Origin of the sequence: Microbacterium paludicola, assembly GCF_015235415.1 — a bacterium.
In the GTDB taxonomy this organism is placed as follows: domain Bacteria; phylum Actinomycetota; class Actinomycetes; order Actinomycetales; family Microbacteriaceae; genus Microbacterium; species Microbacterium paludicola.
On the sequence record NZ_JADGLL010000007.1, the window covers coordinates 91,724 to 107,061 of the forward strand.

At 71.4% G+C, this 15,338-nt stretch carries 15 protein-coding genes and 1 tRNA gene; 5 read left to right on the forward strand and 11 right to left on the reverse strand.

Annotation, left to right across the window (positions count from 1 at the left end):
- The first annotated feature begins 82 nt into the window (after window positions 1–82).
- Window positions 83–631 (forward strand): hypothetical protein, encoded by a 549-nt coding sequence (locus IR155_RS05160; RefSeq protein ID WP_135113750.1) that lies wholly within the window; start codon window positions 83–85, stop codon window positions 629–631.
- Between the two features lie 13 nt (window positions 632–644).
- Here the strand turns inward: IR155_RS05160 and pth are convergent, their stop codons facing one another.
- A complete protein-coding gene (gene pth, locus IR155_RS05165) occupies window positions 645–1,229 on the reverse strand; it encodes an aminoacyl-tRNA hydrolase (RefSeq protein WP_135113751.1) in 585 nt (194 codons plus the stop codon).
- A 77-nt stretch (window positions 1,230–1,306) separates the two neighbouring features.
- A complete protein-coding gene (locus IR155_RS05170) occupies window positions 1,307–1,936 on the reverse strand; it encodes a 50S ribosomal protein L25/general stress protein Ctc (RefSeq protein ID WP_135113752.1) in 630 nt (209 codons plus the stop codon).
- A 513-nt stretch (window positions 1,937–2,449) separates the two neighbouring features.
- Between IR155_RS05170 and gndA the strand changes: the two genes are divergently transcribed.
- Window positions 2,450–3,853 carry an NADP-dependent phosphogluconate dehydrogenase gene (gndA, locus tag IR155_RS05175; RefSeq protein WP_228066681.1) on the forward strand — a complete coding sequence of 468 codons (1,404 nt, stop codon included), beginning with the start codon at window positions 2,450–2,452 and terminating at the stop codon, window positions 3,851–3,853.
- Window positions 3,854–4,016: 163 nt separating this feature from the next.
- Here gndA and IR155_RS05180 read toward each other — a convergent pair whose 3' ends face one another.
- On the reverse strand, window positions 4,017–5,342 hold the full coding sequence (locus IR155_RS05180) for an FAD-binding oxidoreductase (protein WP_135113754.1): 1,326 nt from the start codon (window positions 5,340–5,342) through the stop codon (window positions 4,017–4,019).
- A 118-nt stretch (window positions 5,343–5,460) separates the two neighbouring features.
- Here IR155_RS05180 and IR155_RS05185 point away from each other — a divergent pair, with 118 nt between their 5' ends.
- Complete coding sequence (locus tag IR155_RS05185) at window positions 5,461–6,192, forward strand: response regulator transcription factor (RefSeq protein WP_135113755.1); 732 nt, start codon at window positions 5,461–5,463, stop codon at window positions 6,190–6,192.
- Window positions 6,193–6,269: 77 nt separating this feature from the next.
- Window positions 6,270–7,712, forward strand: a complete 1,443-nt coding sequence (locus IR155_RS05190) for a sensor histidine kinase (protein ID WP_135113774.1) — start codon at window positions 6,270–6,272, stop codon at window positions 7,710–7,712.
- On the opposite strand, the gene IR155_RS05195 is transcribed toward IR155_RS05190, so the two are convergent.
- The 4 genes from IR155_RS05195 to IR155_RS05210 form a co-directional block, all read right to left on the reverse strand.
- Window positions 7,713–8,750, reverse strand: coding sequence for a ribose-phosphate diphosphokinase (locus IR155_RS05195; protein ID WP_135113756.1), 1,038 nt, complete (start codon window positions 8,748–8,750; stop codon window positions 7,713–7,715).
- On the reverse strand, window positions 8,722–10,188 hold the full coding sequence (glmU, locus tag IR155_RS05200; RefSeq protein ID WP_135113757.1) for a bifunctional UDP-N-acetylglucosamine diphosphorylase/glucosamine-1-phosphate N-acetyltransferase GlmU: 1,467 nt from the start codon (window positions 10,186–10,188) through the stop codon (window positions 8,722–8,724). The genes IR155_RS05195 and glmU overlap by 29 nt, the downstream gene beginning before the upstream one ends.
- 1 nt (window position 10,189) lies before the next feature.
- Window positions 10,190–10,261 (reverse strand) — tRNA-Gln (locus IR155_RS05205).
- A gap of 32 nt (window positions 10,262–10,293) precedes the next feature.
- A complete protein-coding gene (locus IR155_RS05210) occupies window positions 10,294–11,547 on the reverse strand; it encodes a TolB-like translocation protein (protein WP_135113758.1) in 1,254 nt (417 codons plus the stop codon).
- 101 nt (window positions 11,548–11,648) lie between these two features.
- Between IR155_RS05210 and IR155_RS05215 the strand changes: the two genes are divergently transcribed.
- Complete coding sequence (locus tag IR155_RS05215) at window positions 11,649–12,158, forward strand: MarR family winged helix-turn-helix transcriptional regulator (RefSeq protein WP_135113759.1); 510 nt, start codon at window positions 11,649–11,651, stop codon at window positions 12,156–12,158.
- A gap of 25 nt (window positions 12,159–12,183) precedes the next feature.
- Here IR155_RS05215 and IR155_RS05220 read toward each other — a convergent pair whose 3' ends face one another.
- The 4 genes from IR155_RS05220 to IR155_RS05235 form a co-directional block, all read right to left on the reverse strand.
- Window positions 12,184–13,974 carry an ABC-F family ATP-binding cassette domain-containing protein gene (locus IR155_RS05220; RefSeq protein WP_135113760.1) on the reverse strand — a complete coding sequence of 597 codons (1,791 nt, stop codon included), beginning with the start codon at window positions 13,972–13,974 and terminating at the stop codon, window positions 12,184–12,186.
- A gap of 53 nt (window positions 13,975–14,027) precedes the next feature.
- The gene (locus IR155_RS05225) at window positions 14,028–14,777 is read right to left on the reverse strand and encodes a class I SAM-dependent methyltransferase (protein ID WP_135113761.1); all 750 of its coding nucleotides are present in this window, start codon (window positions 14,775–14,777) and stop codon (window positions 14,028–14,030) included.
- 5 nt (window positions 14,778–14,782) lie between these two features.
- Complete coding sequence (locus tag IR155_RS05230; RefSeq protein WP_135113762.1) at window positions 14,783–15,034, reverse strand: hypothetical protein; 252 nt, start codon at window positions 15,032–15,034, stop codon at window positions 14,783–14,785.
- 47 nt (window positions 15,035–15,081) lie between these two features.
- Window positions 15,082–15,338, reverse strand: a 257-nt coding sequence (locus tag IR155_RS05235) for an HNH endonuclease (protein WP_167760710.1), incomplete at its 5' end; no start/stop codon positions are given.

Below are 15,338 nucleotides of genomic sequence, written 5' to 3' on the forward strand. Positions count from 1 at the left end.
CTTCTCGGGAGCCGGGTGGCGCACATCCCGGTGGGGCGCACGTCCCCCGGGCAATGTGCTCGCAGATCCCTAGGATTGGCCCGTGAGCTCACCCCAGCAGCCGCCGATCCCGCCCGTCCCGCAGCCGCCCGCCCCGGGTGGCTGGCAGCAGCCCGCCGGGTACGGAGCCCCCGGGTACGGAGCGCCCGCCGCGCCGTATCAGCCGCCGCAGGACCCGCGCTACGCGCAGTACCTGCAGGCTCCGCCCGCGCCGAAGCCGTCGAGCGGTCTCGGCATGGTCGCGCTGATCCTCTCGCTCGTCGCGACGATCGGCGCGAGCATCCTGCTCGCCGTCGCGCTCTCGGCGATCGGCAACGGGCTCGGGGCACGGCTCGAGACGATCACCCCCGGCAGCGGGATGGAGATCCTCACTCCGGTGCGCGACTGGGTGCTCGTCGCGGAGATCGCGGCATGGGGCGGCACCGCACTCGGCATCTGGGCGCTCGTGCAGGGGATCGTCGCGGTCGCCAAGCGGCGCGGCCGCGGCGCCGGGATCGCCGCGATCGTGATCGCCGCCCTCGGTCCGTTCATCGCGGTGGCGGCAGCATTCCTCGGCGCGGTCGCGGGTGTCGCCGGATCCGGCGCGGTCTGATCCGGGCGGAAACCTACGCCTTCGGCGCGTGGTGCTTCTGCTGCGCGGCGAGGAGGCCTTCCTCGACGATCTGCTCGACCGCGTCGGCGGCATCAGAGATCAGGATGGGCAGCGTCTGGCGGTCCTGGGCGCTGAACGGGTCGAGCACCCAGTCGGCCGGGTCCTGGCGACCGGGCGGCCGGCCGATGCCGACCCGCACGCGCGCGAACTCGGTGGTGCCGAGAGCCTTGGCGACGTCGCGGACGCCGTTGTGACCGCCGTGCCCGCCGCCGATCTTGAGGCGCACCGTGTCGAACGGGATGTCGAGCTCGTCGTGCACGACGATCACGCGCTCGGGCGCGGTGCCGTAGAACCGGGCGAGGTTCGCCACCGGCCCGCCGGAGACGTTCATGAACGAGTTCGGCTTGGCGATCACGAGCTTCGCGCCGCCCGGGCGCAGCCATGTCTCGGCGACGCGCGCGTTCGCCTTGTGCTGCTTGAACGGCTCGCGCCGCCGGCCGGCGAGCTCGTCCATCACCATCTGACCGACGTTGTGCCGGGTCGCCTCGTACCGGGGGCCGGGGTTCCCCAGCCCGACGATCAGCCACGTGTCTGCCATGGCGTCATCCTCTCAGTGCGCGCGGACATGCGAAGAGGGGACGCGATCGCTCGCGCCCCCTCTTCGACAGGATCCGATTACTCGGCCGACTCGGCCTCGCCGGCCTCGGCCTCGGGGGCCTCAGCGGCGTCGCCCTCGGTCTCGCCCTCGGCGTCCGACGTGGTGTCGAGCTGCGGCGTCGAGACGGCGACGACGAGCGTCTCCGGGTCGGCGACGAGCGTGGCGCCGGCGGGGAGCTCGACCTGACCGGCCGTGATGTGCGCGCCGTCCTCGAGGCCGTCGACGTTCACGACGAGGTGCTCGGGGATGCTGATCGCCTCGACCTCGATCGACAGCGTCGTGGCGTCGAGGGTCGCGATGGTGCCGGCGAAGGACTCGCCCTCGACCTGGACCGGGACGTCGACGGTGACCTTCTCGCCCTTGCGCAGGACGACGAGGTCGACGTGCTCGATGACCTGGCGCACCGGGTCGCGCTGCACGTCCTTGACGAGCGCCAGCTGCGTGGTGCCCTCGAAGGTGAGCTCGACGATCGGGTTGGCGTGACGGACGAGCAGCAGCGTCTCGTGACCCGGCAGGGCCAGGTGCACGGGCTCGGTGCCGTGGCCGTACAGCACGGCGGGGATCTGGTGGGCGGCGCGCAGGCGGCGGGCGAAGCCCTTGCCGAACTGGGTGCGCACCTCGGCTGCGAGCGTGTTCTGCTCCGACATGGTGGTGTCTCCTCGTGGACGCACGGAACAGGATGATCCGCGCGATGGTCTGTGGGATGTCTCGACCCAGGCGTCCGGCAGTCACTGCGCAACGCATGGGGAGAGCCACGAGGCCCACCCGCGTCGATAACGGCTGAGCACGCGCGTACGCGGCTCGCCCTCGCCGAGGTCGTTTTCCATCGTACCCGACGAACGGTTACCGTTGTGACGTGATCGATCCCTCGCACCTCCTCGCCGGCATCATCGCGGCAATGTCCATCGTCGCCGCCGTCCTCATCGCCGGCGCGTTCTTCTCACTCGGGCGCTCGGGCTACCGCAAGGACTGATCCCCTCACCGTCACACACGGTCTCAAGTGAGGCCGGGGCGCACTAGCCTGGACGCGACGGGACCGCACGCGCGTCCCGCCCCAAACCCCAGTGATCGCCCCAGTGATCCGTGTGCAAGGAGATCGCGTGACCGACGCTTCCACCACATCCGCCGTCGCCAACATCGGGGTCGTGGGCCTCGCGGTGATGGGCTCGAACCTCGCCCGCAACCTGGCGAGCCGCGAGGGGAACACGGTCGCCGTGTTCAACCGCAGCCGTTCGAAGACCGACGAGCTCCTCGCGGAGCACCCCGAGGCCGAGTTCGTCCCGGCCTACTCGTACGAGGAGTTCGCGGCGTCGCTCGCGAAGCCGCGCACCGCGATCATCATGGTCAAGGCCGGCGCGGGCACCGACGCCGTCATCCAGGCCCTCACCGAGGTCTTCGAGCCGGGCGACATCATCGTCGACGGCGGCAACGCGCTGTTCACCGACACCATCCGTCGCGAGAAGGCGGTGCGCGAGACCGGCATCAACTTCGTCGGCGCCGGTATCTCCGGCGGCGAGGAGGGCGCCCTCAACGGCCCCTCGATCATGCCCGGCGGCCCCGAGGAGTCGTGGGTCACGCTCGGCCCGATCCTGAAGTCGATCGCTGCCGTGGCCGAGGGCGAGCCCTGCGTCACGCACATCGGCACCGACGGCGCCGGCCACTTCGTGAAGATGGTGCACAACGGCATCGAGTACGCCGACATGCAGCTCATCGCCGAGGCGTACGACCTGATCCGCCGCGGCACGGGAAAGACGCCCGCCGAGATCGCCGATGTCTTCGCCGAGTGGAACAAGGGCGAGCTCGAGTCGTACCTCATCGAGATCACGGCCGAGGTGCTGCGTCAGGACGACGCAGAGACCGGCAAGCCGCTCGTCGACGTCATCCTCGACCAGGCGGGCGCCAAGGGAACCGGCGCGTGGACCGTCCAGACGGCCCTCTCGCTCGGCGTGCCGGTGTCGGGCATCGCCGAGGCGACATTCGCCCGCTCGCTGTCCTCGCACCCCGAGCAGCGCGAGGCCGCCTCCGCGCTTCCCGGTCCGGATGAGGTCTTCGAGGTCGCCGACGCCGACGCGTTCATCGAGGACGTGCGTCAGGCGCTGTTCGCCTCAAAGATCGTCGCCTACTCGCAGGGCTTCGACGAGATCCGCGCCGGTGCCGCCGAGTACGGCTGGAACATCGACCTCGGCGCCGTGTCGAAGATCTGGCGTGCCGGCTGCATCATCCGCGCGCAGTTCCTCAACCGCATCGCCGACGCCTACGCGGAGACCCCCGAGCTTCCGCTGCTGATGGCCGCCCCGTACTTCGCCGACGCGCTCACGCGCGGCCAGGCGGCGTGGCGCCGCGTGGTGATCGCCGCCACCCAGGCCGGCATCCCCTCGCCGGCCTTCTCATCGTCGCTGGCCTACTACGACGGCATCCGCGCCGAGCGCCTCCCGGCCGCCCTCGTGCAGGGCCAGCGCGACTTCTTCGGCGCCCACACCTACAAGCGCATCGACAAGCCCGGCACCTTCCACACGCTGTGGTCGGGCGACCGCACCGAGATCGAGGCCGAGGACACCCACTGACGATCCTCGTCTGAGACGGACATCGAGGCCGCACCCGTCTTCGGGTGCGGCCTCGGATGCTCTCGAGGCTAGGAATGCGGTTCATGACCGGGCCGGGCGCGACGTATGGATCCGCTGTGAGGCGCCGGCCTCCGGGCGCGCTCTCGCCGCCTCTGTCTGGCGCTCAGGCCGGCAGCACGTTGTGGTTGCGGCGGAAGACGTTCTTCGGGTCCCACTCACGCTTGACGGCCGCGAGGCGCGCCATCGTCGCCGGCGGGTACATCCGCTCCGCCCAGCCCGGCTCGGTGGAGGTCGTGAAGTTGCCGTAGACGCCGCCACCGAGCGACTCGATCTCGTTCCAGTCGCCGAGCGCTCGCGTCCGGGCGGCGTCATCGAGCATGCCCGGCACGTCGAACGCTCCGGCCATCGCGAACCAGGTCGCATCCCGCGCGGGGAACGCCGATTCCTCCTGCGGGACGTCGCCGTATGCCCCGCCCAGCGAGCGCAGGAAGAGCACCGATGCGGGGTTCGACTCGCGGAAGGCCACAAGCCGCTCGATCGCGGCGTCGTCGAGCACCCGGAGCAGGGTGTTGCCGCCGACGAAACCGGGCATCGGCGTCTCGGGGTCGAACTCCGGCTGCTCGAGCAGCACCTCGGGATACGGGCGCACCCCCAGATCGCGCTGCACGACGCCCGGTACGGCGAGCAGGGGCGCAAGCGCCTCGCGCGCGCGGGTCTCGTCATCCCCCGCCCAGACCGCGCCGATCGAGGATCCGGGAGGAGCACTCGGATCCATCGGCGGGACGTCCATGTACGTCACCGTGAGCTCGCGCGGGGCGTCGGTCATGACGTCGCGCAGCGCCCGCAGCACCTGCCGCGCATCTCCCTCGAAGCCGAGCTCCGCCGCGAAGACGGCGCGCAGCGGGTGCGCCTCGAAGTCGAACCTCGTCACGACGCCGAAGTTGCCGCCCCCGCCCCGCAGCGCCCACATGAGCTCGGGATGCGTGGCGTCGGTCGCCTCGACGACGTCACCCTCGGCCGTCACGAGCTGGACGCCGACGAGCTGATCGCACGCAAGCCCCCACGCGCGCACCATCAGCCCGATGCCGCCGCCGAGCGTGAGGCCGCCCACGCCGACCGACGTCGTGTCGCCCGAGCTGATGCCGAGACCGTGCGATGCGAGCACCGCGGCGACCGCTCCCCAGTGCGCGCCGCCACCGATGCTCACCCGCGTGCCCTCCACCGCGACGTCGGCGAGGGCGGCGAGATCGAGGGTGAGGCCGCCGGGCACGGAGCCCCAGGCGCTGTGCCCGCCGCTGCGGACGAGGACCTCGAGCCCTTCGGCGGCGGCGTACCTGACGACGGAGCGGACGTCGTCGACGGAGGCGGCCCGGATCACGAGGGCGGGTTCGCCGATCCCGGAGTGGAATCGGCGTGCGGCGTCCCAATCGGGATCGCCGGGACGGATCACGACGCCGCCGAGGGCGGCGCTGATGTCATCGTTGGCCATGGCACGAACGATAGGCCGGGCCACCGACATGGCAGCACCCCGTCTGTGCGCGAGGCTCACATCCCACGCATAGTCGGCTCCATAGAAACCTCATAGGTTCTTGCCGACAATTGAGTCCATGAGCACGCCCCACTCCCCTGCCCTGCTGCGTTCCGACGGCTCGCCCGTCCGGGTGCTCGTCGTCGACGACGAGCAGATGCTGACCGATCTGCTGTCGATGGCCCTGAAGATGGAGGGCTGGGAGGTGCGCACGGCCGAGAGCGGGTTCGAGGCGCTGCAGGCGGCGAAGGAGTTCCGCCCCGACGCCCTGGTGCTGGACATCATGATGCCGGATCTCGACGGGATGAGCGTGCTGCAGCGCCTGCGCCAGAGCGGCGACGACGTGCCCGTGCTCTTCCTCACCGCGAAGGATGCCGTGGCCGACCGCGTCGCGGGCCTCACGGCCGGCGGCGACGACTACGTCACGAAGCCGTTCAGCCTGGAGGAGGTCGTCGCGCGCCTGCGCGCGCTGATGCGCCGTTCGGGCACCGCGCACGCGGCCGACGAGGAGCCCATCCTGCGCGTGGGCGATCTGAGCCTCAACGAGGACAGCCACGAGGTCGAGCGCGACGGCACCGAGATCGAGCTGACGGCGACCGAGTTCGAGCTGCTGCGCTTCCTGATGCGCAACGAGCGCAAGGTCGTGTCGAAGGCGCAGATCCTCGACCGTGTCTGGAGCTACGACTTCGGCGGGCGCTCGAGCGTCGTCGAGCTGTACATCTCGTACCTGCGCAAGAAGATCGACGCCGGTCGCGAGCCCCTCATCCACACCGTGCGCGGCGTCGGCTACATGATCAAGGCTCCGCAGTGAGCTCAGACGGCACGGGCGAGCAGGAAGCACCGGAGGGTCGAGCTCCCCGGTACGCGGTGTCGCTCCAGGCGCGGCTGATGCTGACCGTGTTCGGGCTCGTGTCGCTGATCTTCGTCGTCGTCGCCGCCATCACGAGCGTGATGCTGAACAGCTCGCTCGAAGAGCGGCTCACCGAGCAGGTGCGCAACATGGTGACCGAATCGCAGGAGTGGCTCGCCCGCTCGCCGGCGATCGATCCGGCCGGCTCGCTCGCCGACGCCCAGATGCCGCCGGGAACGATCCTCGTGTTCGAGACGCGAGGCGGGGTCCGCAGCGGGGCGGTCGTCGACGCCCACCACACGATCCAGGCGCTCTCCGAATCGCAGCTGCGCGGCCTCTCGCTCGGGGAACGTGCGATGCCCGAGCAGGATGCCCCGCCGACCGTCGCTGCCGTGTCGACGCTCTCGGTGCCGCGCCTCGGCGAGTTCCGGGTGCTCCACGGCACGATCCCGGGCGGCTACGCGATCATGGGGCAGTCGACGACGGATGTGCGCGCCACGATCGGGCAGATGCTGACCATCATCACGTTCACCACGGCGGCGGGCCTCTTCGTCCTCGGCGCCGCGACGACGCTGGTGATCCGCCAGGGGCTGAAGCCGCTTCGCGCGGTCGCCGAGACCGCGCAGCGCGTGGCGCGGCAGCCGCTCGATCAGGGCGTCGTCTCGATCGAGGAGCGCGTTCCCGTCGAGCAGGCGGATCCGCGCACCGAGACCGGGCGGGTGGGCGCCGCGCTCAACACCCTGCTCGACCACGTGGACGCGTCCCTGCACGCGCGTCAGCGCAACGAGGAGCGGATGCGCCGGTTCGTCGCGGACGCGAGCCACGAGCTGCGCACTCCCCTCGCCTCGATCCGCGGGTACTCCGAGCTGTCGCTGCGGGATCCATCGCTGACCGAGACGACCGGGCAGTCGCTCGAGCGCATCCAGGCGCAGTCGATCCGGATGACGGGACTCGTGGAGGACCTGCTGCTGCTCGCCCGGCTCGACGAGGGGCAGGAGCTCGTCTACGGGGCGGTGGATCTCACCCAGCTCGTGCTCGAATCGGTCGCGGATCAGCGGGTGACGGGCCCTGACCACATCTGGCGCATGGACGTGGACGAGGACCCGGTGATCGTCGCGGGCGACGCCGCCCGGCTGAACCAGGTGATCCTGAACCTGCTCGCCAACGCCCGCACCCACACTCCCGCGGGAACCACCGTGACGGTGTCCGTCGGCCACGAGGGAACCGGCAGCGCGACGCGCGGCGTGGTGAAGGTGCACGACGACGGCCCCGGGATCGACCCGGCGCTGCAGGCCGAGCTGTTCACGCGCTTCGCCCGCGGCGACCGCTCGCGCGCCCGTGCGACGGGCGGAACCGGCCTCGGCATGGCGATCGTGAAGGCGATCGTCGAGGCGCACCACGGCACGATCACCGTCAGGAGCACCCCGGGCGACACGACCTTCGAGGTCAGCCTCCCGGCGAAGCCCCGCGACCCCGCCTGATCAAGCGGCCCCGTCGAACATGCTCGTGACGGATCCGTCGTCGAAGACCTCCTTGATCGCGCGGCCGAGCAGCGGCGCGGCGGAGAGGACCGTGAGCTTGTCGAAGCGGCGGGCCTCCTCGAGGGGGACGGTGTCGGTGACGACGACCTCGTCGATCGCGTCGTCCTGCAGGCGCTCGGCGGCGGGGTGGCTGAAGATCGCGTGGGTGGCGGCGACGATGACCTTGCGGGCGCCGTTCGCCTTCAGGGCCTGGGCGGCCTTCACGATCGTGCCGCCGGTGTCGATCATGTCGTCGACGAGCAGGCAGGTGCGGCCCGCGACCTCGCCGACGATGTCGTGGACGGTGACCTGGTTGGCGACCTTCGGGTCGCGGCGCTTGTGGATGATCGCCAGCGGCGCGCCGAACTCGTCCGCCCAGGTGTCGGCGACGCGGACGCGGCCCATGTCGGGCGACACCACGGTCAGCGTCTCGCGGTCCTCACCCTGCAGCGACTCCTCGAAGTAGCGCGCGAGGATCGGCTTGGCGAACAGATGGTCGACGGGGCCGTTGAAGAAGCCCTGGATCTGCGCGGCGTGGAGGTCGACGCTCATGATGCGGTCGGCGCCGGCGGTCGCGATCAGGTCGGTGACGAGGCGGGCGGAGATCGGCTCGCGGCCGCGGCCCTTCTTGTCCTGGCGCGAGTACGGGTAGTACGGCGCGACGACGGTGATGCGCTTGGCCGACGCGCGCTTGAGCGCGTCGAGCATGATGAGCATCTCCATCAGCCACTCGTTGACCGGGCTGCCGAAGGTCTGCACGAGGAACACGTCGGCGCCGCGCATCGACGTCTCGAACCGCGCGTAGATCTCGCCGGATGCGAACGTGCGACGCTCGGTCGGGGCGACCTCGATGCCGAGCTGAGCGGCGATCGCGTGCGCGAGCTCCGGGTGCGAACCTCCCGAGACCACGACGAGGCGCTTCTTGGTCTTGGCGACGATCCCGGGCGCGATGCCCTTCTGTCGCTCGTCGTCAGTGGTCGTCCTGCTCTTGCGCGCCATCGGCCGCCTTCTCTGCGCTTCGGGCGCGTTCCGCGGCCTCGGCCGCTGCGGTGCCCGCTCGGTTCTTGTCCACCCACCCCTCGACGTTCCGCTGAGGGGCGACACTGAGGGCGAGAGCTCCGGCGGGGACGTCCTTGCGGATGACGGCCCCGGCACCGGTCTTCGCACCGGCTCCAATCCTAACGGGCGCGACGAAGACGTTATGGGACCCGGTGTGCACCTCATCGCCGATCTCGGTGCGGTGCTTGGTGATGTCGTCGTAGTTGGCGGTGATCGCGCCGGCTCCGAGGTTGACGCCGCGGCCGATCGTGGTGTCGCCCACGTACGACAGGTGCGGCACCTTCGACCCCTCGCCGATCTGCGAGTTCTTCACCTCGACGTACGTGCCGACCTTCGCTCCCGCGGCGAGCTCGGCGCCCGCACGCAGATACGCGAACGGTCCGACGGTGGCGCCCGCGCCGATCACCGCCAGGGTCGCGTCAGTCCGGCGGACGCTGGCGCCCTCCCCCACCTCGCAGTCGAGCAGGGAGGTGTCGGGGCCGACCGTGGCCCCCTCGGCGATGGTGGTCGCACCGAGGATGTGCGTGTTCGGGAGGATCGTCACATCCTGCGCGAGCGTCGCGGTGTCGTCGATCCAGGTCGTCGCCGGATCCTGGACGGTGACGCCCTCCCGCTGCCAGCGGCGGACGATGCGCGCGTTCAGGATGGCCGCGGCCTCCGCGAGCTGGACGCGGTCGTTCACGCCGAGCGCGATGCGCGCGTCGGCGGCGGCGCGCGCGGCGACCTGGCGGCCGCTCTCGCGCAGCAGGCGCACGACGTCGGTGAGGTAGACCTCGCCCTGCGCGTTGGCGGTGCCGACGCGGGCGAGGCTCTCGCGCAGCGACGCGGCGCGGAAGACGTAGACGCCGGCGTTGATCTCGGCGACCGCTGCCTCGTCGTCGCTGGCGTCCTTGTCCTCCACGATGCGGGCGACCGAGCCGTCGGCATCCCGGATCACGCGGCCGTAGCCGGCCGGGTCGTCGAGGGTGGCGCTCAGCAGCGTCGCCTCGACGGCTGCCGCGCGGTGCTCCTCGAGCAGGGACGCGAGGGTGTCGGTCTCGAGCAGCGGCACGTCGCCGCTGAGGACGAGGACATCGCCGTCGAAGTCGCCGGGCAGGCCGTCGACGGCGAGCTGCACGGCCCGGCCGGTGCCCGGGACCTCGTCCTGGTCGACCACCTCGACGCCGGGGATGTCCTCGAGCGCCTGCACGATCCGGTCGCGCTCGTGCCGCACGACGACGCGCACGACCGACGCAGGAAGCTGCTGCGCGGTGTGAAGCACATGGCCGAGCAGGGTGCGTCCGCCGATCGGATGCAGCACCTTCGGCAGCGCGGAGCGCATCCTGGTGCCCTGCCCGGCGGCGAGGATGATGATCGCGAGGTCCGTGTTGTCGCTCATGCTCCGCCACCAGGATTCGAACCTGGTCCTCACAGCTCCAAAGGCTGTCGTGCTGCCGTTACACCATGGCGGACCGCGGCCGACGTCGGATGACGGGGCCGCGGATCAAGTCTGCCACCCGCGGCTCGCGGGCTCGGGCGTGTCCGTGGGGGCCGACGGGACCTGCTCGGCGAGCGCTTCTGCGATCGGCGGACGTCGGCGGGGTGTGAGCAGCCAGACGACGCCCGCGGCGAGCGCCGCCGCGACGACGGCGAGCCACAGCGGAGTGCCGCCGCGATCCGCCTGTGCGACGGGCTCCACGCGCCAGGCGGCGACGAGGTCGCGGGCCACGTCGATGCTGCCCATCGCCGCTCCCGTGAAGTCGGGACGATAGGTCGAGAACACCTCCTGCGCGCCGCTGTCGACGTCGACCCAGGCGAAGCGCGTGACGTTGTCGCCGCTCCCATCGCCTCCCGCCACCAGCACCGTGTCGGCGTCGCGCCATCCGATCGCCGAGGAGTACTGCGGGTCGACGGGATGGCTGACGATCGTGGGCTCGACTCCCGCGACGTCGACGACGTGCACCTCGCCGACGTCGGTCGCCGCGAACCGCGCGCCATCCGGGGCCCACGCGTCCCCGTCGATGTACCACTGCCCGTCGCCGATCCCGTCCGCGAGGATGATCCCATCGGCATCGAGGAGCATCAGCCCGCTGCCGGTCCGCGCGACGATGCGCGAGCCGTCCGGCGAGAGCGCGGCGCTGTCGACGTCCCGCACCTGCTCGAGCGCGGTGATCTCCCCCGATGCGAGGTCGAGGATCGAGAGGCCGACGTGCAGGCGGAACTCGGCGTCGGTGTAGCGGCTGATCTCCTTGTCGTCGGTGAGCAGCAGCACCGTGTCCCCCGCGATGCTCGTCGGCATCGCGTGGCGGCCCTCGCCGATGTCGAATGACCGCTCGGATCCATCGGCGAGCGTCACGGCCAGCAGGTCGCCGCGGCCGCCCGGGCCCGCGACCAGGGCGAACGTCCCGTCGCCGGAGAGCAGTGACCGCGCCGGATCTCCCTGATCTGCACGCGCGGACCGCCGCTCGGCCACCGACAGCCGGCGGTAGGTGCTGCCGTCGGCGCCGAGGGCGATCGCCTGCGGCAGGTCGAGGAACTCGACGCCGATGCCGTTCTGGTAGATCGCGCTCGCGGCCGGCACGTCGCCCGGCGCGAGGGCGGCGGTCCACCAGGAGTATGCCGACACCTCCGTGGGGAACACCGGCTCCGCCGCCGGTTGCGGCCTCGTGCCCTCGGCGATCAGGGCGGGCACGACGATCGCGGCGCACACCACGACGGCCGCCAGCAGCGCCGGCAGCGGGCTGCGTCGTGTGCTCATGGGTCCTCCGTGCGCTCAGCGTAGGGGCCGCCCGGCCGCGGCGGGAGGCGCGCAGGGTGAACGTCCCGTGTCCAGACCCCGCGTGTCAATACACTGAGCGGATGGCATCCGAGACGGACGAGGTCGACCGCATCGTCGGCGCGTGGGCGCAGCAGCGTCCCGATCTCGACTTCTCGCCCATGGAGGTGCTCTCGCGCGTCGACCGGCTCTCGCGTCACCTCGACCGCGCCCGGCGGGATGCGTTCCGTCGCACCGACATCGAGCCGTGGGAGTGGGACGTGCTCTCTGCCCTGCGGCGCGCGGGTCATCCGTATCAGCTGAGTCCCAAGCAGCTGCTGCAGCAGACGCTGGTCTCGAGCGGCACGATGACGAACCGGATCGACCGCCTCGTCGGGCGCCGCTTCGTGCGTCGTGAGGCGGATCCGGACGACGGTCGCAGCGTGCTGGTAACCCTCACGGAGGACGGCCGCGTGCGCGTCGACGCCGCGATCACGCGCCTCATGGATGCGGAGGCCGAGCTGCTCGATCGCCTGTCGGGGTCCGAGCGCGAGCGCCTCGCGACGCTGCTGCGCCGTCTGAGCCTGGGGTTCGACACGGCTCCCGAGGCGTGAGCCGGCGAACCAGCCTAGACCGGCGTCAGCCGATCTCCTCGGTGAGCTCGAACCAGCGCTCCTCGGCCGCGGCGATCTCGTCCTCCAGGGCGGCGATCGCCTCCATCTCGCGCGCGAGGCCGGCGTAGTCCGACTGATCGTGGTCGGCGAGGGCGGCGCGGGCCGCTCCCGCCTGCTCGGTCAGCTTGGCGATCCTGCGCTCGAGTGCCGTGACCTCCTTCTGCGCGGCGCGGAGTTCCGCCCCGGCCAGTCCGCGGGGCGTGGCGGCCGCGGCCTCCGCGGGCTTCCCGGACGACGACTGCTCGAGCTGGCGCAGACGCAGGTACTCGTCGACGCCGCCCGGCAGGTGGCGCAGGCGCCCGCCGAGGATCGCGTACTGCTGATCCGTGACGCGCTCGAGGAAGTACCGGTCGTGGCTGACGACGATCAGGGTTCCCGGCCACGAGTCGAGCAGGTCCTCCATCGCCGCGAGCATGTCGGTGTCGAGGTCGTTGGTCGGCTCATCCAGGATCAGCACGTTCGGCTGGTCGAGCAGGATGAGCAGCAGCTGCAGGCGCCGCTTCTGCCCGCCCGAGAGGTCCTTGACGGGCGTCGACAGCTGCGCGCTCGAGAAGCCCATGCGCTCCAGGAGCTGCCCGGGGCTGAGTTCGGCGGCCTTCGATCCGGTGCCGAAGGTGTACGTGGTGCGGAGGCGGCTGATGACGACGCGCACCGGTTCGGCGAGGTGCTCCTCGAGCTCGTCGAGGCGCTGGGTGAGGGTCGCGACCTTGACGGTCTTGCCGCGCTTGACGCGCCCCTCCGTCGGGTCGACGGTGCCGGCGATCAGGCTCAGCAGTGTCGATTTGCCGGCACCGTTCACGCCGAGGATGCCTGTGCGCTCGCCCGGGGCGAGGCGCCACTCGACGCGCTGCAGCACCTGCTTGTCGCCGTACGCGACCGAGACATCCAGCAGGTCGACGACGTCCTTGCCGAGGCGTGAGACCGCGAGCGACTGCAGCTCGGTCTTGTCGCGGATCTCGGGCACGTCCTCGATCAGCTGGTTGGCGGCGTCGATCCGGAACTTCGGCTTCGACGTGCGCGCGGGCGCGCCGCGGCGCAGCCACGCGAGCTCCTTGCGGGCGAGGTTCTGGCGGCGCTGCTCGATCGCAGCCGCCTGCCGGTCACGCTCGACGCGCTGCAGGATGTACGCCGCGTAACCGCCCTCGAAGGGCTCGACGATGCGGTCGTGGACCTCCCAGGTCGCGGTGCAGACCTCGTCGAGGAACCAGCGGTCGTGGGTCACTGTGAGCAGACCGCCCGCGTTCGGGGCCCACCGCTTCTTCAGGTGGTCGGCGAGCCACGCGATCGCCTCGACGTCGAGGTGGTTGGTCGGCTCGTCGAGGGCGAGGATGTCCCAGTCGCCGGCCAGCAGGGCCGCCAGGGCGACGCGGCGGCGCTGGCCGCCGGAGAGCGTGCCGAGCAGCGCGTCCCACGGGAGGTCGCCGAGCAGGCCGGCGATCACATCGCGCACCTTGGGGTCGCCCGCCCAGACGTGCTCGGGGATGTCTCCCACGACCGCCTGGCCGATGGTGACGTCGTCGGGCAGCGTGTCGGCCTGGTCGAGGACGCCGATCGTCACACCGCCGCGCACCGTCACGCGCCCCGCGTCGGGCTCGCGTCGCCCGGCGAGCATCGCCAGCAGGCTCGACTTGCCGTCGCCGTTGCGGCCGACGATGCCGATCCGGTCGCCCTCGTTCACGCCCAGCGAGATGGAGTCGAAGACGACCTTGGTCGGGTACTCGAGGTGAAGGGCCTCGGCCCCCAGAAGATGCGCCATATCCCTTCCAGCGTATGGGGTCTCGGCTGGGCGGACGCCCCGCCCCGTGAGGCCTACGGCCTGCCGACAGCGAAACGGAAGGCGTTGGCGAAGCGGTAGCCGCCCGCGGAGGTGCGGAACGGGGCGGATGCCTCGCGCACGACGGGTGCGAGCTCCTCGATCGTCGCGTCGTCTTCGCCGAACAGGATGCCTCGGACGAGCGCGCCGTCATCCTGCGCCTCCCACGTGACGTCGACGGTTCCGGCCGCGACGACGTGGAGCCCCGCATCGGTGAGCCAGGCCTCGAGGCCGCCGGGGAGCCGGTAGTCCGGATCTTCGCCGGGTTCCTCGTCGTGGGCGGCGGCGAGGGCGTCCTCGACCGTCTCGATGTCGTTGCGGGAGGTCTCCGCCCAGCTCGCGACGCCGATCGCGCCGCCCGGTGCGAGGACACGTGCCGCCTCGCGGAGGGCAGCCACGTGGTCCTCTGCGAACTGGAGCGAGTTGACCGCGAGCACGGCGTCGAAGGCGCCGTCGGGAAACGGCAGCGCCTCGAACCCGCCGAGGCGCACGTCGGCGCCGGGGGCGTGCTCGCGAGCGAGTTCGACCATCCGCGGCGCCGGATCAGTGCCCGCCACCGCGAAGCCCTGGGATTCGAGGTGCGCGAGCAGCTGGCCGCTGCCGCATCCGACGTCGAGCACGCGCGCCCCCGGCGCCACGGCGGCGCCGTCGAGGAGCGCCGGCCACACTGGCTGCGCGGACGCCGCCCAGTAGGTGCTCCAGTCGTCCGCCGCCGCGGACCAGATCTCCGCGATGTCGTCGCTCACCCAGGTCACCGTACCCGCGTGCGCGACAGCGCGCGCCGGAGGCAGAAGACCGCGAACACCCCGTAGAGCCCCCACGCGACCCACACGCCGGCGACACCGAGCAGAGGGCCGCTCTCGCACCGGCTCAGCGCCGGGTCCGGGGAGTCGTAGCAGGCACCGTAGGAGGTGCCGGTGAGCACGAGCACGACGAGGCCCACGACAAGGGCGAACAGGATCCACCGCCACCGAGGTGCCGTCGCCGCCGACCGAGCGCTCATGCGCTGAGGATAGCCAGTACCAGGCCCAGGGTCTCCGCAGTGCACGGTCAGAAGGGTGGTGGGTTGTCGCCGAGGTGCAGGTCGGGCATGAGGATCTCGGCTTCGGCTTCGAACCGTATGACCGGGGTTGGTTTGTAGGCGTAGACGCGTCCGAGCGGGCTGATGTATTCGGTGAGCCCGTCGGGCCCTTGCCGCATTCCCCATCGGGAGTGGTGTTTGAGGCGGTGGTGGGCTTCGCAGAGGTGGGCAGTATTGGTCACCGCGGTCGGGCCGCCGCGTGAGTACGGCGTGGTGTGGTCGATGT